Below are 16521 nucleotides of genomic sequence, written 5' to 3' on the forward strand. Positions count from 1 at the left end.
CCAAAATACTTACTTAGTTTATATCGATATCAACAAAATAAATGATAAACTATTTATTTTGTTTGTCAATAACTAAACTAATTAAATAGTTAAAAAAATAGTTAGCCAAAAAAATCTAAAATTGACTAACACTTGATAAGTGAGTTGGTTTGTTTTTTTCAATACGCATTATCCCTTCTATTTTTTTATTTTCAAACAAAAAAATAGACTCAGTTCTTTTTGGATTTTCAAGAAAATAACTAAGTCTATATGCTATAATCCTTTATGACAGTAAAGTTTAATGACGGTGGCTTTCCATTCTGAAAGCGAGGTGGTGCTTATGCACATAATCCCACACTTTAGAGAAAGGAGATGCCTTTTTGTCCGCATATGAGACAATTCAAACCATTCTTGGGTTTGGTATGTTTACCATTTCTTTGATTGGCTTGGTTGTATCTATGCTTAAACATGACAAAAAGAAATAGCCGTCACTTTAGCGAGAAGACTGGCTATTTCTTTTTGAAATATTTAGTTTAATTGCCACCGTCTTTAGCGGTGCTGTCAAAAGGGAACTGTTGACGCAGTTCCTTTTTTCATATTTATTATAGCATACCTCTATTCAATAAAAAACAAAAGAACGGTTATTTTTTTAAAGCAATGATCACTAAGTCTATAGGCTCCGATCCTTTGTGACAATAAAGTTTAACAACGGTGGCTTTCCATTCTGAAAGCGAGGTGGTGCTTATGCACATAATCCCACACTTTAGAGAAAGGAGATGCCTTTTTGTCCGCATATGAGACAATTCAAACCATTCTTGGGTTTGGTATGTTTACCATTTCTTTGATTGGCTTGGTTGTATCTATGCTTAAACATGACAAAAAGAAATAGCCGTCACTTTAGCGAGAAGACTGGCTATTTCTTTTTGAAATATTTAGTTTAATTGCCACCGTCTTTAGCGGTGCTGTCAAAAGGGAACTGTTGACGCAGTTCCTTTTTGCACGATTATTATAGCATGACTCTATTCTTCTGTTCAATGTTAATTTCTAGCATCTTGATTAAAGATTAAAATTGACTTCTATCAATTCATATAAACACCAAAAATTCTGATATCAAGGCATTTTTGAGTAAATAGCTTACTAGCAAACCCTAACTGATCACAGTAGTACGATAGTCAAAGAGGATATTTTTAACTAAATTGATTTATCGTATAGTGTGATAGAGGGAACTAGTTCTACTTACTTATGCAATAAAACATATCTAAAGAGTTTTATTTGAAAAAAATATATTGACATTTTATACTTGAATTATCAAATAAAAAGGACGTGAAGATAAATGTCAAATTTAGAACATAAAGAAGAAAAAACTTTAGACAAAATTATTGCTACGGTTAATAAACTGGATAAAGAATTAGACGAACTTGATACGTTATCTGAAAATCCAGAAAAAAAACATAACCTAAAAAAATGGTTAGTTGAACGAAAAGCGATTCATGAAATTAAAAAAATTCTTCATGAAGCTGGTAAATATGAGAAATATGATGAAAAAGAACTTGATAAAGAATTTAAAGAAATTAATGATTTATTACAATAATTGATTTATACGACTCATTTTGAGTCGTTTTTTATTTATAATAAAGCATTCCTTTCAAGAAGATAAAACAAATGAGAGTCATTGTTTAAGTTTAGTTTGTATATAAAGTCTATAGCTATTTTTAAATTCAATATCTGCTATTTTCATTACTTTTTTCATTGCTTCATCTGAAGAGTCAAACTGGTACCTATTCTTTTCGAATCCATCTTCAACTATCGTGTATTGATCTTGGTTATAACAGATAAATACATAGCGATCTTTTTTGAATGTAAGAATTTTTAAAGCGAAACAGTTCTTTGACTTAAATGTTTTTTTCAAATATTGTTTTAATTGCTTTTTATAAATCATGTTCATTTTACGGCACTTCTACTTTCTTCATCGACTAGCCATTGATTTTTGTTGAATCGATTAACCAACTTATTTACTTCCTTATCAAATAAAAATTTTTTCAACGTTCGACTAATATAAAAAACTTGCACCTTTTTGCCATCTATTCTAAAAGCAATTCGAAAATCTTCCTTTCCTAAATGGATTTTCATTTCATAAATAGAGTATTTTGCAGATGAATGGACAGGTTTGATGCGATAAAAATTATGTGTCAAATACTCATTCACTTTATATACGATTATTTCTTGGTATTTTTTTGATTGATTCTCAGAAAATACATCGGAAAATTCCTTGCTGAACTCTACAGAGTACATAACTATACCTTCTTTGTTAGATGATTTATGTAAAGGATAGAATACAAATACAATAGAATGTCTCATACATCACAATATAATTATAGTTGATAAAACAACCTATTTCTATTCATATTCATTATATCAACTATAAAAAATAGCCACCAAAAGGCGACTGAAAAATAGGCTTTTATTTGTAAGTTACCTTACAGGCTTTAGACTAATCCAACCAATGCCTATCAAAAACATATCATACTTGTTGCATCACTATTTCGTCTATTTTCTCTGGTAGAAAATCGCTGGTAGAAAAGATAAAATAACACAAAAAAGCGCCTAAAAAGACGCTTTTGGTAGAAAATTGGAAAACTGAGTATCAGAAAGTACGTGAAATAGGCTATTTTAAGATTGATTTTCTCCCAATTTCACTAAGTTTTACCAGCTTTTCCGATACATCTTGAACTCTAAGAACAAGTCGTTATAGATTCCTAAAAACTTAGGTCCAAGGTCTTCATAAACTTCTAGATGAGAGATGGTTTCATCAGAGGGATAGAATTGTTCATCTTGGGAAATTTCTTTTGGTAAAAGAGCTTTCGCTTTTTTGTTAGGTGTTGAGTAGCCAATGTATTCAGCATTTTGGGCAGCATTTTCTGGTTTCAACATAAAGTTGATGAAATCATACGCACCTTCTTTGTTCTTGGCTGTTTTCGGCATCACAATATTATCAAACCATAAATTCGAACCTTCTGAAGGGATCACATAATGAAGATGTTCATTTTCAGACATCATATCTGCTGCTTCTCCAGAAAAAGTTACTGCGACGGATGCTTCTTCATTGATCATATACATTTTGATTTCATCAGCTACGATCGCTTTGACATTAGGGGTTAGTTTGTTCAGTTTATCTGCAGCTGCATTCAATTGATCCATCTCTTTGCTGTTCAACGAATAGCCCAAACTGTTCAACGATAGCCCCATCACTTCTCTGGCACCATCGATCAACATCAAACTATCTCTTAATTTCGGTTTCCAAAGATCATTCCAGTGCTGGATTTCCTCTTTATTGAAAACTTTATCATTATATACGATCCCCAAGGTTCCCCAAAAGTATGGAATCGAATAGGTATTTTGGGGATCAAAGTCTAAATCCAAAAAGCGCTCATCAATGTTCGCTAATCCTTTGATCTTGGAATGGTCTAAAGGAAGCACTAATTTTTCTTTGATCATCTTTTGGATCATGTATTCACTAGGAATGGCTATATCATAATTTGTGCCACCTTGTTGGATCTTAGTAAACATGGCTTCATTGGAATCAAACGTTTCATAATTGACCTTATACCCATATTCTTTTTCAAATTTTGTGATCAAGCTAGGATCAACGTAATCGCCCCAATTATAGATCGTAACGATTTTTGCTCCACTCATTCCACTTGCTTGTTCTAATTGCCGTACACCAAAGAGCAAGATCAAGATGATCACAACGATACCCACAAACAGTGATTGTAATTTTTTCATCGTAAGCGTGCGACCTCCTCACGTCCTCGGCGATTTTTTCTCAGTTTTTTTGAACGATTTTCTTTACTAATGAAATAATAACCGATCACTAAAACCATCGAAAATAGGAACACTAATGCACTTAACGCATTGATTTCTAAACTGATTCCTTGACGAGCACGAGAATAGATTTCTACTGACAACGTAGTGAATCCATTACCTGTCACGAAAAAGGTCACCGCAAAATCGTCTAATGAATAAGTAAATGCCATAAAGTAGCCTGCAATGATGCCCGGAGATAAGAATGGTAAAATAATATTTTTTACGACTTGAAAATTATTTGCACCTAGATCTCTAGCGGCATCAACCATCGAATCATTCATTTCTTGTAATTTAGGTAATACCATCAATACAACGATTGGGATACTAAAGGCAATATGAGAAAGCAAAACACTTTGGAAACCTAATCCAAAGCCTAAAAAAGTAAAGAAAATCAAGAAACTGGCACCAATAATTACATCTGGTGAAACTAATAAAATATTATTCATACTTAGTAATGTCGTTCTTGCTTGACGTTTTTTAGTATAGTAAATCCCCATTGCCCCAAACGTTCCGATAATCGTTGCGATCAGTGCCGATAAAAAGGCTAACATAAAAGTGTTCAATACAATAATGATCAATCGTGTATCTTCAAAAACTGCCTGATAATGGTCCCAAGTAAAACCGGTAAAGTTGTTCATGGTACCACCGTCATTAAAGGAGTAGAAAATCAAATAAAAGATAGGCAAATATAATAGTAGAAAAACAATAAAGAGGTAAAGGTAAGACCACTTAAATTTTTTCATCATGCGCGGCCTCCCTTCTTCTTCTCACCCGTCAGCAACATCACTATAAACATTGCAATAATCAAAATAACTCCGATCGTCGAACCCATCCCCCAATTTTGAGTCACGAGAAAATGTTGTTCAATTGCTGTTCCTAAAGTGATCACACGATTTCCACCAATCAGTCGTGTCAACATGAACAATGACAGTGAAGGAATAAACACTGCTTGAATCCCACTTTTTACACCATTCAATGACAATGGGAATACTACTCGGCGAAATGTTTCAAAATTATTAGCTCCTAGATCACGGCTAGCACTGATCAATGACGGATTCATTTCTTCCAATGCATTGAATATCGGCATAATCATAAATGGAATCTCGATATAAGTTGCCACAAATAAAAAACTAAAATCGGTAAACAAAATTTGTCTTGGAGCAATCCCTAAAAATTCAAAAAATTGATTCACACTTCCATGGATACTAAAAATACCAATAAACGCATAAGCTTTTAGTAATAAATTCACCCATGTTGGTAAGATGATCAGCATCAACCACAACTGTTTATGTTTTAATTTAGTTAAAAAATAAGCAGTCGGATAGCTGATGATTAATGTAAAAAAGGTGATCAAAAAGGCATACCAAACAGAATTTAACGCCATGAAAAGATTCGTTCTAGACGTCAAAAAAGTAGCATAATTATTTAAAGTAAAGTGTCCATTCATATCAAAAAAAGATTGGTAAATGATCATCAAAACTGGTGCGATCACGAATAGACCAAGCCAGAGTACATAAGGAACAGAGTAGATTCTACGCATTGCTTTCATTGACTATTCCTCCTTACTCTTCATAACTATCAAGTCGTGCATCAAATTCTTCTTCTGATTCATTAAAACGCATGACATGGATATCTTCTGGATCAAAGGCTAGACCAACTTTGCTACCCTCTTTTGCTTTTTTCGTTGAATGAACCGTCCATTCATTTTGTTGCTCATCGTAACAGACAATTTCATAGTGGACCCCACGAAACAGTTGCGTATCAACAGTCACAACCAGTTTTCCCTTATCAGGGGTAGTAATCGTTAAATCTTCAGGGCGCAAGACGACTTCAACTGGTTCATTGGGACGCATTCCACCATCAACACATTCAAATCGTTTGCCAACAAACTCTACAAGATTATCGTCGATCATCACACCATCAACGATATTGCTTTCACCCACAAAATCAGCCACAAAATGATTGATCGGTTCATCGTAGATATCGACAGGTGTTCCACTCTGCACGATTTTCCCCTTATTCATCACAAAGATTTCATCGCTCATTGCTAAAGCTTCTTCTTGGTCATGTGTCACAAAAATAAATGTAATTCCCAAACGTTGTTGCAGCTCTCTTAATTCATACTGCATATCCGTTCGCAGCTTCAGATCCAGCGCAGACAGAGGTTCATCTAACAATAATACTTTAGGTTCATTAACGATAGCCCGCGCGATAGCCACACGTTGTCTTTGTCCACCAGACATTTCGCTAATTTCTCGATTTTCGTACCCAGGAAGTTGCACCATGCGAAGTGCATCTTTGACTTTTTTCTCAATATCGACTTTATTCATTTTTTTGATTTTCAATCCAAAAGCGACATTGTCGAATACATTCATATGAGGAAATAAGGCGTAATCTTGGAAAACCGTATTTACTTGCCGTTTATTAGCTGGCACATCATTTAATCGTTTTCCCTCAAAATACATTTCGCCTTCAGTAGCATCTGTGAAACCAGCAATAATTCGTAAAATCGTTGTTTTTCCACAACCCGAAGGACCTAATAAGGTATAAAATTTCCCTTGTTCGATCTCAAAACTCACTTTTTTCAAAATCGTTTCATCATCATAGCGTTTGACCACCTGATCAAATGAAATAATTGGTTTTCCCACTTTTTAACCCCCTAAAATTACAAGTACGATTCAGTAGCGACAATCAATGCCCTCGTACGTTTTGATTGATGATTCTTCAATTGGTGGTGCTTTGTTGCTTGGTAATAGATCGATTGACCTGCTTTGGCAATATATCGCTCTTCACCTAAGCTTAACTCTAATTCCCCCTCTAACACAAAAATAAACGTTTCTGATAAAGAAGGTTCAAATAATTTATACTCTCCTGCTTCATTGAATGTCAGTAAAACAGGTTCCATTTCTTTTTCATTCGAATCAGAGACCAACCATTCAAGTTGATAACCATTTTCTTCATCTAAATAAACGGTATGATCTTCTTTAGAATAAACAACTTGTAGATTCACTGTTTCTTGATGGAAAAATTCTTCAGGGGAAACACCTAATACTTCAAGAATCGAAAAAAATGTTTCCATGGATGGCGAACTCAAGTCACGTTCTAATTTAGAGATATAGCCTTTTGATAAATCCGTACGTTCACCTAATTCTTCTTGTGTCAAATTTTTCTGGATACGTAAATTTCTTAACTTCTCACCTATTTCCATCTCATTCCTCCTCCATGAAGTTTTCTAATAGTAAACATCAAGTTTACTCTCACTCGTACTAGTATACAAATTTTGATCAAAAACACAACCCTTTTTATTTTAAATTTCAAGAAAAACATCTTTTTTATTTGAAAGAATAAGTTTCACTTTTTTTAGTCACTAATCATCAGCGAATCACCATAAAATAGATTGATTTATGGTATGATAAAAGAAAAATTTTGAGAGGAGTTCTGTTTTTACATGAATAAATTTAAAGCGTTTCAAGTAAATAATGTTCCGCATTTTCATACTTCGATCATTGACCAGGAAATGCCTCTTTTATCAGCGAACGAAGTGTTGGTCAAAGTTGCTTATTCTGATGTTAACTATAAAGATGCACTAGCTAGTAGTGAATCTGGTGGGGTCATCCGCTCTTATCCTATGACACCTGGGATTGATCTTTCAGGAACCGTTGTCGAAAGTCGAGATGAACGTTTCAAAACAGATGATTCTGTTCTCCTAACTGGTTATGGCTTGGGCGTCACTCAACCTGGAGGCTATAGCCAGTACCAGAAAGTTTCTGGTGATTGGTTGATCCCACTTCCGAAAACCTTGTCACTTCGTCAGGCAATGGTATTAGGAACTGCTGGCTTTACTGCACTTTTATGTGTGAACGCCCTCATAACAAAAGGGATGAAGACGAGTGACCGTATTGTTGTAACCGGAGCATCTGGCGGAGTAGGCAGTACCGCTGTGGCAATTTTAAAAAAATTGGGTTTTACTTCGATCATCGCTCTTTCACGCAAAAAAGAATCGGTGGAATGGCTGAAAAAATTAGGAGCGAATGAAGTCCTATCCCCAAATGAATTTCTTCCTGAAAAGACAAAACCTTTAGGAAAGCAACAAATCGATTATGTCATTGATACGGTTGGTGGGGACTTATTGACCCAACTCCTTCCTTTGATCGCCTATGATGGTGCTGCGACATTATGTGGAAATGCTGGAGGAATCAAATTGACCACTACTGTATTACCGTTTATTTTGCGCAATATCCAGTTGATCGGTATCGATTCAGTCAATGTTCCGCATGAAAAACGTTTCTCCTTATGGCAACAATTAGCTGATCTTGCTATTGCTGATGATCTTTTCGTTAAAGAAATCGCCTTGGAGGAATTGCCCAAAGTGATTCAAGGATTGTTAGCTGGGCAACATCAGGGAAGAACACTAGTTAATGTAGGTGAAATGAAATGAAGATATTGATTACGGCTGGTGGCACAAGCGAAAAAATTGATCAAGTCCGTTCAATCACAAATCATTCGACTGGGCAGTTAGGTAAAAAGATTGCTGAAACATTGGTAGCTGATTCAACAGTAACGATCGACTATGTCACGACAAACAGTGCTGTCAAGCCAACGTCACAGGACAATATTCGCTTTCATCTAATCGAGTCCACTCAAGATTTATTTGAAACTTTGGAAAGATTACTGACAAGTGACTCTTATGATGCCATCATCCATAGTATGGCAGTGAGCGATTTCACTCCTGCTTTTAGCCTATCTGAAGAACAATTGGCACAGAGCATTGACCAAACACCGCTAACGCCAGAACACCTTTCTTCATGGTTCCGAGACCATGAAATAAATCCTAATAAAGCTGAAAAAATCTCTTCTGACACAGAACACTTGTTAATTGCCTTGAAAAAAACGCCTAAGATCATCAGCTATCTAAGAAAATGGCAACCAGAAGCAACCATCATCGGCTTTAAGTTATTAGTCGATGTTTCAAAAACAGAACTTTTAGCAGTCGCCAAAAAAAGCATCATGAAGAATCAGGTAGACTACATCCTTGCGAATGATCTGACACAAATCGACGGAACAAACCATCACGGCTATCTATTAGGGGCAGACGGAACAATCAAAGAAGCTCAGTCCAAGGAAGAAATTGCTAAATTATTAGCATCGGTTATAATAGAACCAGTTTCCTTTAACCAATGAAACGCTGAAAAGAATTCTCTGATTTATTTCTTAAAACACAAAAGTTAAGCTTGATTTTAGCAGGGAATGAAAGGAGTAAACAATTATGAAAAAAATTCTATTGGGGGTTACTGGCAGTATCTCTGCTTATAAAAGTGCGGATATTACCAATCAACTCGTGAAACTTGGCTACCAAGTAGACGTGATCATGACAGAAAGCAGCACTCACTTCATCACGCCACTTACGTTACAATCTTTATCAAAACGTGCCGTCCATACCGATGTCATGCAAGAAAAAGAACCTTCAGTGATTAATCACATCGAACTGGCAAAACAAGCAGACTTGTTCTTGATTGCTCCTGCTACGGCTAATATTATCGGTAAATTAGCAAATGGATTAGCAGATGATCTGCTCTCAACAGTTGCAATGGCACTCCCTGCAGATACTCCGAAGTTGATTGCTCCTGCAATGAATACAAATATGTATCAACATCCGCTCAATCAAAGGAATTTAAATACGTTAAAATCAATCGGCTATCAAGAAATCGAGCCAAGAGAGTCGTTGTTGGCTTGTGGTGATTTTGGCAAAGGTGCTTTAGCTGATACCCAAATAATCATTGATCAAACGGTACAATTGATTAATGAAAGAAACGCTTAATATAAAAGGAGTCATTATGAAAAACACACGTACTTTTGCTTTGACTGCTATGTTTTTAGCAATCATGATTTTATTAGCGGTCACACCGCTTGGGTTTATTCCTATTGGTCCAATCAACGCTACGACCATGCACATCCCAGTGATCATTGCATCAATCGTTTTAGGCCCACGTTTAGGTGGCTTTCTAGGAGGAACATTCGGCTTGATTAGTATGATCCGTAGTACGGTCATTCAAACACCTTTGTCATTCGTCTTCTCTCCATTCATTCCAGTGATTGGTACAGATCATGGAAGTTTGAAAGCATTGTTGATTGCTTTTATTCCACGGATATTGATTGGTGTTGTTCCCTATTTTGTCTATAAAGGAATACTAAAGTTAAGTAAAAATAAATTCCAAGGAGTTTCTTTGTTTTTAGCAGGCTTAGCTGGTTCTTTCGTGAATACGATCCTAGTGATGAATATGATCTATTTCTTATTCCAACAAGATTATGCTCAAGTGGTCGGAAAAAGTATCCATGCGTTATATACTGCTATTTTAGCTGTTATCTTTACGAGTGGTGTTCCAGAAGGAATCATCGCTGGAATTGCTACAGTCGCTGTTGGTAGTGTCTTGCTTCGTTTGATGCATGCGACACCCCAACCTAAATAAGACAATTAGCTGATAGCGAACATGATCTTCTTTGAATCAAAACATCCATCCCAATTTTTGTTGAAATTGGTAGATGGATGTTTTTTACTTAAAAATCATCAACAGTATGAAAGCTTCTACTCCTTGGAGCAAGCCTGAATTTGTCCCATCTAAGTTCCCCATGCTGTTTATTATCCTATCCACGGCGTTCTCAGAGCTGATCTTCGGCAATAAGCCTGAATTTTTCAAAATATGTGAAGCTATTTTAAAAAATTCTTTCTTATTGTCTTCTAAGTCCTCAATGCTGTTCACAACCTTATCCACGGCGTTTTCAGAGCTGACCCTTCGGCAATAAGTCGAAAAATCTCAAAACATGAAAAGCTGTTTCGAGATTTTCCTCCTTATTGCTCCTGCGATTACTCGTCGCAGTTTCTACTTGGTGAGTGCTCAGGTCAGAACGCTCTGTTCACGACCTTCTTCTCACATTTTTTTTGTTTAGTGTTATGATTGATAGTGATTATTATAAGAAAGGATGATTAAAATGAAAATTTTTGTTGTAGGTGCTAATGGCCAAATTGGTCGGCATTTAATCAAAGACCTTGCAACTACTAGACATCAAGTGACAGCAGGTGTACGTGAGGTTGCAACTCAATCTTTAGTAAAAAAAGATAATGTCACTTATGTTTCTTTCGATCTTACTTGGACAATTGAAGAAATGGCAGATGCTTTTAAAGGTTGTGATCTCGTTATTTTTGTTGCGGGTTCGCAAGGGAAAAACTTATTGCAGATCGACTTAGACGGTGCGATCAAGACAATGATAGCGGCCGAATCAGCACATGTTTCTCGCTACTTTATGATTAGTGCTGTTTTTGCCGAGGATCGCAGCAAATGGCCAGATTCTATGATTGATTACTACATTACGAAACATTATGCTGATGAGTGGCTGAAACAACAAACAACTTTAGATTATGTAATCATCCAGCCAGTGTCATTGACAAATGAAGAAGTTACTACAGTCCAACTGGCAAAACCAACCGAAGCCACTGCTAAAACCGTCTCTCGTCAAACAGTAGCTGCTGTTTTGACAGCTTTAGTGGAACAACCAACTATAACTAAAACAACGCTAGTACTATCTGAAGGAACGCAGGAAATTTCAACTGCGTTGCAGCAAATAGTCGAGGAGGAATAAGAAATGCGAGCCATCACGATCAAACATCCCGGTTCTGCCGAAGTACTACAAGAGATCGATGCACCAAAACCAATAGCGGAAAAAGGACAATTACTCATAAAAGTCCACACAGCGGCAATCAATCGAACGGACATCATGCGTCGAGAAACAACGAATCAACAGACTCCTTACCCAATTCTTGGCGTAGAAGTAGCTGGAGAAGTGGTTGAAAACCGAAGTGATAACCCAGATTTTGTACCAGGTACAAGGGTATGTGGGTTAGTCAATTTAGGCGGTTATGCCGAGTACGCAGTGATGCCAGCTGACCGTGCAATTCTACTGCCCGATACATTGGATAATGTTGCAGCGGCTGGTATTGCAGAAGTTTTTCTAACAGCTTACCAAACACTCTATTGGCTAGGAAATTTACAAGAAGGTGAAACTGTTTTGATCCACGCTGGAGCGAGCGGTGTGGGAACGGCAGCCATCCAACTAGCAAAACAACTTACTAAGGCAACCGTCATCGTCACTGCTGGTTCATCAGAAAAACTAGCTTTTTGTCAAAAACTTGGTGCAGATGAACAGATCAATTACAAAACACAGGATTTTTCAACCGAAGTAGCAAGAATTACCAATGGAAAAGGTGTTGACGTGATCTTAGATTTCATCGGAGCTTCTTATTGGGAGAAAAATTTAGCTTCTATTGCTATTGATGGACGTTGGGTATTGATCGGAATGTTAGGTGGAACAATTGTACCAGAGATTGATTTAGCTACCTTGATCACCAAACGAATCCAATTGATCGGCACTTTGTTGACTCCTCGAAGTGATCAGTACAAAGCTCAATTGACTCAAGAATTTATGCAAGTAGTTGGACCTTATCTAGCTGACCAACGAGTCAAACCAATTATTGATCGTACCTTTACATTGGCGCAAGTCCAAGAAGCTCATGAATATATGGAAGCGAATAAGAATATCGGAAAGATTATTTTGACGATAACAGAATAACCAACTTTTAAATGCAAATAGCAATCAAAAAAAAGCCGTAGAATTTCAAAAATAGGAGCAACTATTTTTGGATTCTACGGCTTTTTTTATTTAGCTAGTTTATTATGACTGCTTTATTTCTTTCTGTTTAATAGATGCAACTAATTGATTTTCCTTTTTATTCGTAGATAGAGACAGAGACTATAAGGAAGAATAAAAATAATGAGTGTCACATAAGCGTGAAAAAGAAGCACGACTCCAATCAATTCAGGTAAAATATTTAAAAAATAATTGGGGTGCTTGACCCGTTGGAACAACCAATGTTCAATCAATTGATGATCTGGTTCAAAGATCAATTTCACTGACCAATATTTTCCTAATAATTTCATGACCCAAAAGAGCATGATAAACGAAAATAGGATGAGACAAAATCCAATCCAGCTGACCCAATTAATTTGTGTTTTTTGAATGCTTCCCTCAAAGAAAGCAGAAAAATAAAACAGCGTATGTAAGATAGCTAACCATTTTGTAGTTGTTTTTCCATACTCAATCGCTCCTTCATGTAATAATTGGTTCGCATGCTTACTTGAAATTTTTAATACATACAATCGTACGAATGCGATTATCAAAAAGAAAGAATATAATTGTTGACTCATTCGTTTCTATTTTTATTTATTATCATCTGGAACGACCTGCAAAAGTCACTTATTTTCTATCAAATAATCATTTATTCAAAGTAAAGGAGTAGAACCATGATCGCATGTTCTTCACAGTTTGATAAAAGTATAGGAGAAAACTAACTTTTGACATGCTAGTTTTCTCCTAATTGACCGTCCATTTACTTTATATTTACGTTCTTAATTTTCACTGACGAATTTTGCTGCCTGTTGTCCAGCTTGTCGTCCAAAGATAATAATTTCAGCAACCGAATTACCACCAATCCGATTGTTCCCGTGTAGCCCCCCAGTTACTTCACCAGCAGCATACAACCCAGTAATCGGTTGATTTTCTTTATTCAACACTTCTGTCTTCGTATTGATTTTCACGCCACCCATTGTGTAGTGGATACCTGGGGCAATTTTGATCGCATAGTATTTAGGTTCTGTCAGCCCATTATCCACCGCTGTCGTCCGATTAAAAGCGTCATCCTTTTGAGTATCGACTGCTTTATTCCAAAATTCAAGTGTTTGAGCCAAATTGTCTGCAGGCACATTTACTTTTTCAGCTAATTCTGCCAGATCATCTCCTGAAGTCACGTAACCCTTTTGCTCATAGAAATCAATTGCTTTTGCTCGATCTCTTACTCCTTGATCAAAAATCAAATAAGCAGATTTTTCCGGTAAAGCTGTAATAGCTGCGGAAACTTTGTCTCTTGTATCTAATTCATTCACAAATCGTTGTCCTTCTTGGTTGACTAAAATAGCTCCCTCACCTCGAACAGCTTCACCAATCAAGACGCCTTCATCTTGTTGGACTGTTGGATGTATCTGGATTTTATCCATGTCGACCGTTTGACCACCTAGTTTTTCAATCATCGTGATTCCATCACCGGTTGAGCCTACTTGGTTAGTAGTGACATAGCCTGCTAAATCAAGACGGTATTTTTCAATCACTTCTTGATTGGCACCATACCCGCCAGTTGTCACTACAATTGCGTTCCCTTTGATTTCCTTTGGCTCTTCGCCTTGGACTTGTACAGTCACCTCATTGACTTTACCACTATTTTCTTTGATATCAGTTACATCTGTATTAACAAAAATAGGAATTTTACGTTCATGTACATTTTTTAACAATCCGTCAACTAAGTAACCACCGATAGCTGAGCCATCTGAAGGTCGGTGGGTTCTTTTTTCACTCATTCCCCCAGTAATTGTTAAATTATCCAATTTGATTCCATTTTGATCCAACCAATCAATCGCAGCGGCTGAATGATCAACGAAGTAGTGTAGTAATTCTTGATCATTGGTGCCACCTCCGCCTTTTAATGTTTCTTCGTAGAACGCTTCATTGGAGTCATTGATTCCGTCAGCTTGTTGGAATTTAGTGGCTGATGCATTCATTCCACTTGAAGATTTTAAGGTATTCCCACCTGCTACTGGCATTTTTTCAAAGATGACTGGGTTCAATCCAGCATCTTTTGCTTCAATCGCAGCTGTCATCCCTGCTCCACCTGCACCAACAATGATAATATCATAAGAGTCTTTCATTTCAGCTGGGTTGGTATACGTTTGTTCCGATGCACCTGAAGATACCTCTGTTTTTTCAGATGATTTCGTGCTTGTCGTCGTTTTTTCTTTTGAATCTGCACTACAAGCTCCCATTGTTAAAACTGATGTAATAACCACCAAACTTTTTAGCACTTTTTTCATTCTTTTCCTCCTAAATTTTAGTACTCCTTTATTTTAAGTGAAAAAAATTCACAATTCCAACTATTTTTTATTCTTTTTATCAATAAACAATGACTTTTTCATCTAGCATCTCTAGATAACTATTTTTGCTATTTTTTGTTGGCTGTTTTCTTATTCATTTAGGCGTTTTGGTACAAATAATTTTGGTTTGCGCTTTTACCCTAGTATAATCTTTACTATAGATAAAGGAGTTATTTTATGAACTATCTGAAAATGTTTTTTATGAATGGTACCAAAACCGCTGGAAGAATTACCCATGCGTTTTATATTCTTCTACGGGTCATCGTTACAGTAATGTTAGTCGATCAAATTTTTCAGCAAAATATGGGGAATACTTTTCTCTTATTGCTAACTCTAGTTTTATTTGAAATTCCTTATCTTCTAGAAAAAATGTTAAAGATCGAAATCCCGAATATGTTAGAAATCATTATTATTTCATTTATTTTTAGTTCAACTGTTTTAGGAGAATTAAGTGACTTCTACGGGTATTTCTCAATGTGGGATACTATCTTACATGCTTTAACTGGTTTTTTAGCTGGTGGGGTTGGTTTTTCACTTGTCTACTTACTGAACAAAAACACGAAAACAATGAATCTAACACCATTATTGTTAGCTATCGTTTCATTTTGTTTTTCAATGACAGTCGGTGTGATGTGGGAATTTGTTGAATTTTCAGCTGATCATATATTTCAACTGGACATGCAAAAAGATAGCCTTGTCCAACAAATCAATAGTGTGGAGTTAAGTAAAGATGGCAATACTGTCCACTCGATCCCTAATATCGAGCAAACCATCGTGGAATATAAAGATTCAGCTGGAAATACAGAAAAATATGTGATTTCTGGTGGTTATCTTGACATAGGGATTATTGACACGATGAAAGACCTATTCGTCAATTTTATTGGAGCCTTGACGTTTAGTATCTTTGGATATCTTTATAGTCAGAATGATTATCGGAAGTTTACTTTTATCCGTAACTTCATCCCCAGAAAAAAGAGAGAATCACGAACTGAAAGAAGAAAAGCACCTTCGAAATAAACAAAATTTTATTATCAATTATTCTTTATGTGATTCTATCGATAACTTTAGAAACTAGTATAAGAAAAATTGTCTACTATTAAAAGCCTGGGGCAAGGACGTCCTAGGCTTTTTTGATGGGTATAAAAACAAATAAAGTGTGTTCAGGAATTGTACTACTTACACTTATTAAAGAGATCAGATAAACCAGCTAGCAGTGGTTCCACGCTTCAGGGGATATTTATTGAAAAAATGGTCCAAAAGCAATAGGCGTCGAAGCTAATCCTCGACCTAATTCTTGTTCAAATCGCCCTATCGTAGAAATTTTTAAATAAAAAGCTGCGACTGGTGGTGTCAATTGACTCTTGATCGCTAAAGGGCGTAGTTGATATTCCAGATCTTTCATTACTCTTGGAAAATATTCTTGTTTTTCTAGTTTGTTTTTAGCCTCGATTAATGATACTCTTTCCCTTTCTTTGACTTCTTTATTAAGAATCAAGTCGTATAATTCCACTATAATTTGATTGATTTCTTCTGTTTTCTTCATGATATCGCTCCCTTTAATATCATTTGGCTCATCTTTCTCAAAGCTTTAATAAATATTAAATGTATTATAGTCTAGATTTACCTCTTCAGGTCATTCATTTCCTAA

The 16521-nt window shown here is 36.0% G+C and carries 20 protein-coding genes; 10 read left to right on the forward strand and 10 right to left on the reverse strand.

What is annotated here, in order from left to right; genetic code table 11:
• The first annotated feature begins 359 nt into the window (after positions 1 to 359).
• From EHR_RS14340 to EHR_RS00990, 3 genes are all read left to right on the forward strand, one after another.
• The gene (locus tag EHR_RS14340) at positions 360 to 464 is read left to right on the forward strand and encodes a putative holin-like toxin (protein ID WP_014834224.1); all 105 of its coding nucleotides are present in this window, start codon (positions 360 to 362) and stop codon (positions 462 to 464) included.
• 299 nt (positions 465 to 763) lie between these two features.
• Positions 764 to 868, forward strand: a complete 105-nt coding sequence (locus EHR_RS13630; RefSeq protein WP_014834224.1) for a putative holin-like toxin — start codon at positions 764 to 766, stop codon at positions 866 to 868.
• Between the two features lie 444 nt (positions 869 to 1312).
• Complete coding sequence (locus EHR_RS00990; RefSeq protein ID WP_010738287.1) at positions 1313 to 1570, forward strand: hypothetical protein; 258 nt, start codon at positions 1313 to 1315, stop codon at positions 1568 to 1570.
• Between the two features lie 78 nt (positions 1571 to 1648).
• On the opposite strand, the gene EHR_RS00995 is transcribed toward EHR_RS00990, so the two are convergent.
• The 7 genes from EHR_RS00995 to EHR_RS01025 form a co-directional block, all read right to left on the reverse strand.
• The gene (locus EHR_RS00995; RefSeq protein ID WP_010738288.1) at positions 1649 to 1924 is read right to left on the reverse strand and encodes a hypothetical protein; all 276 of its coding nucleotides are present in this window, start codon (positions 1922 to 1924) and stop codon (positions 1649 to 1651) included.
• Complete coding sequence (locus EHR_RS01000; protein ID WP_010738289.1) at positions 1921 to 2271, reverse strand: type II toxin-antitoxin system RelE family toxin; 351 nt, start codon at positions 2269 to 2271, stop codon at positions 1921 to 1923. The genes EHR_RS00995 and EHR_RS01000 overlap by 4 nt, the downstream gene beginning before the upstream one ends.
• A gap of 411 nt (positions 2272 to 2682) precedes the next feature.
• Positions 2683 to 3762 (reverse strand): ABC transporter substrate-binding protein, encoded by a 1080-nt coding sequence (locus EHR_RS01005; RefSeq protein ID WP_010719840.1) that lies wholly within the window; start codon positions 3760 to 3762, stop codon positions 2683 to 2685.
• The gene (locus tag EHR_RS01010) at positions 3759 to 4586 is read right to left on the reverse strand and encodes an ABC transporter permease (protein WP_010719841.1); all 828 of its coding nucleotides are present in this window, start codon (positions 4584 to 4586) and stop codon (positions 3759 to 3761) included. Before EHR_RS01010 ends, EHR_RS01005 begins: the two co-directional genes overlap by 4 nt.
• Complete coding sequence (locus EHR_RS01015; protein ID WP_010719842.1) at positions 4586 to 5392, reverse strand: ABC transporter permease; 807 nt, start codon at positions 5390 to 5392, stop codon at positions 4586 to 4588. The genes EHR_RS01010 and EHR_RS01015 overlap by 1 nt, the downstream gene beginning before the upstream one ends.
• Positions 5393 to 5405: 13 nt before the next feature.
• Positions 5406 to 6491: an ABC transporter ATP-binding protein gene (locus EHR_RS01020; RefSeq protein WP_010719843.1), complete on the reverse strand. Its 1086-nt coding sequence runs from the start codon at positions 6489 to 6491 to the stop codon at positions 5406 to 5408.
• Between the two features lie 17 nt (positions 6492 to 6508).
• Positions 6509 to 7051 carry a helix-turn-helix domain-containing protein gene (locus EHR_RS01025; RefSeq protein WP_010738291.1) on the reverse strand — a complete coding sequence of 181 codons (543 nt, stop codon included), beginning with the start codon at positions 7049 to 7051 and terminating at the stop codon, positions 6509 to 6511.
• A gap of 240 nt (positions 7052 to 7291) precedes the next feature.
• Here EHR_RS01025 and EHR_RS01030 point away from each other — a divergent pair, with 240 nt between their 5' ends.
• The 6 genes from EHR_RS01030 (at position 7292) to EHR_RS01060 (ending at position 12465) form a co-directional block, all read left to right on the forward strand.
• Positions 7292 to 8281, forward strand: a complete 990-nt coding sequence (locus EHR_RS01030; RefSeq protein WP_010738292.1) for an acrylyl-CoA reductase family protein — start codon at positions 7292 to 7294, stop codon at positions 8279 to 8281.
• A complete protein-coding gene (locus EHR_RS01035; RefSeq protein WP_010738293.1) occupies positions 8278 to 9024 on the forward strand; it encodes a phosphopantothenate--cysteine ligase in 747 nt (248 codons plus the stop codon). The genes EHR_RS01030 and EHR_RS01035 overlap by 4 nt, the downstream gene beginning before the upstream one ends.
• Before the next feature lie 85 nt (positions 9025 to 9109).
• A complete protein-coding gene (coaC, locus tag EHR_RS01040; RefSeq protein ID WP_010719847.1) occupies positions 9110 to 9661 on the forward strand; it encodes a phosphopantothenoylcysteine decarboxylase in 552 nt (183 codons plus the stop codon).
• Between the two features lie 16 nt (positions 9662 to 9677).
• Positions 9678 to 10310 carry an ECF transporter S component gene (locus EHR_RS01045; RefSeq protein WP_014834225.1) on the forward strand — a complete coding sequence of 211 codons (633 nt, stop codon included), beginning with the start codon at positions 9678 to 9680 and terminating at the stop codon, positions 10308 to 10310.
• A 520-nt stretch (positions 10311 to 10830) separates the two neighbouring features.
• On the forward strand, positions 10831 to 11478 hold the full coding sequence (locus EHR_RS01055; RefSeq protein ID WP_010719849.1) for an SDR family oxidoreductase: 648 nt from the start codon (positions 10831 to 10833) through the stop codon (positions 11476 to 11478).
• A gap of 3 nt (positions 11479 to 11481) precedes the next feature.
• Entirely contained in the window at positions 11482 to 12465 is a 984-nt protein-coding gene (locus EHR_RS01060; RefSeq protein ID WP_010738295.1) for an NAD(P)H-quinone oxidoreductase, read from the forward strand.
• Between the two features lie 140 nt (positions 12466 to 12605).
• On the opposite strand, the gene EHR_RS01065 is transcribed toward EHR_RS01060, so the two are convergent.
• Positions 12606 to 13100, reverse strand: a complete 495-nt coding sequence (locus EHR_RS01065; protein ID WP_014834227.1) for an isoprenylcysteine carboxyl methyltransferase family protein — start codon at positions 13098 to 13100, stop codon at positions 12606 to 12608.
• Positions 13101 to 13301: 201 nt separating this feature from the next.
• Positions 13302 to 14813 carry a flavocytochrome c gene (locus tag EHR_RS01070; protein ID WP_010738297.1) on the reverse strand — a complete coding sequence of 504 codons (1512 nt, stop codon included), beginning with the start codon at positions 14811 to 14813 and terminating at the stop codon, positions 13302 to 13304.
• Positions 14814 to 15050: 237 nt separating this feature from the next.
• Here EHR_RS01070 and EHR_RS01075 point away from each other — a divergent pair, with 237 nt between their 5' ends.
• Entirely contained in the window at positions 15051 to 15890 is an 840-nt protein-coding gene (locus tag EHR_RS01075; RefSeq protein WP_010719854.1) for a DUF2238 domain-containing protein, read from the forward strand.
• A 220-nt stretch (positions 15891 to 16110) separates the two neighbouring features.
• On the opposite strand, the gene EHR_RS01080 is transcribed toward EHR_RS01075, so the two are convergent.
• On the reverse strand, positions 16111 to 16416 hold the full coding sequence (locus EHR_RS01080; protein WP_010738298.1) for a bacteriocin immunity family protein: 306 nt from the start codon (positions 16414 to 16416) through the stop codon (positions 16111 to 16113).
• Between the last annotated feature and the right edge of the window lie 105 nt (positions 16417 to 16521).

This window comes from Enterococcus hirae ATCC 9790 (assembly GCF_000271405.2).
GTDB classification, from domain to species: domain Bacteria; phylum Bacillota; class Bacilli; order Lactobacillales; family Enterococcaceae; genus Enterococcus_B; species Enterococcus_B hirae.

Bases quoted from the DNA above. Each gene is read 5' to 3' on its own strand.
- EHR_RS01060 (WP_010738295.1), top strand. From the start codon at position 11,482: ATGCGAGCCATCACGATCAAACATCCCGGTTCTGCCGAAGTACTACAA.
- EHR_RS01015 (WP_010719842.1), bottom strand. From the start codon at position 5,392: ATGAAAGCAATGCGTAGAATCTACTCTGTTCCTTATGTACTCTGGCTT.
- EHR_RS01080 (WP_010738298.1), bottom strand. From the start codon at position 16,416: ATGAAGAAAACAGAAGAAATCAATCAAATTATAGTGGAATTATACGAC.
- EHR_RS00990 (WP_010738287.1), top strand. From the start codon at position 1,313: ATGTCAAATTTAGAACATAAAGAAGAAAAAACTTTAGACAAAATTATT.
- EHR_RS01030 (WP_010738292.1), top strand. From the start codon at position 7,292: ATGAATAAATTTAAAGCGTTTCAAGTAAATAATGTTCCGCATTTTCAT.
- coaC (WP_010719847.1), top strand. From the start codon at position 9,110: ATGAAAAAAATTCTATTGGGGGTTACTGGCAGTATCTCTGCTTATAAA.
- EHR_RS01035 (WP_010738293.1), top strand. From the start codon at position 8,278: ATGAAGATATTGATTACGGCTGGTGGCACAAGCGAAAAAATTGATCAA.
- EHR_RS01065 (WP_014834227.1), bottom strand. From the start codon at position 13,100: ATGAGTCAACAATTATATTCTTTCTTTTTGATAATCGCATTCGTACGA.
- EHR_RS01070 (WP_010738297.1), bottom strand. From the start codon at position 14,813: ATGAAAAAAGTGCTAAAAAGTTTGGTGGTTATTACATCAGTTTTAACA.
- EHR_RS01010 (WP_010719841.1), bottom strand. From the start codon at position 4,586: ATGAAAAAATTTAAGTGGTCTTACCTTTACCTCTTTATTGTTTTTCTA.
- EHR_RS01055 (WP_010719849.1), top strand. From the start codon at position 10,831: ATGAAAATTTTTGTTGTAGGTGCTAATGGCCAAATTGGTCGGCATTTA.
- EHR_RS01025 (WP_010738291.1), bottom strand. From the start codon at position 7,051: ATGGAAATAGGTGAGAAGTTAAGAAATTTACGTATCCAGAAAAATTTG.
- EHR_RS01005 (WP_010719840.1), bottom strand. From the start codon at position 3,762: ATGAAAAAATTACAATCACTGTTTGTGGGTATCGTTGTGATCATCTTG.
- EHR_RS00995 (WP_010738288.1), bottom strand. From the start codon at position 1,924: ATGAACATGATTTATAAAAAGCAATTAAAACAATATTTGAAAAAAACA.
- EHR_RS01075 (WP_010719854.1), top strand. From the start codon at position 15,051: ATGAACTATCTGAAAATGTTTTTTATGAATGGTACCAAAACCGCTGGA.
- EHR_RS01045 (WP_014834225.1), top strand. From the start codon at position 9,678: ATGAAAAACACACGTACTTTTGCTTTGACTGCTATGTTTTTAGCAATC.
- EHR_RS01000 (WP_010738289.1), bottom strand. From the start codon at position 2,271: ATGTACTCTGTAGAGTTCAGCAAGGAATTTTCCGATGTATTTTCTGAG.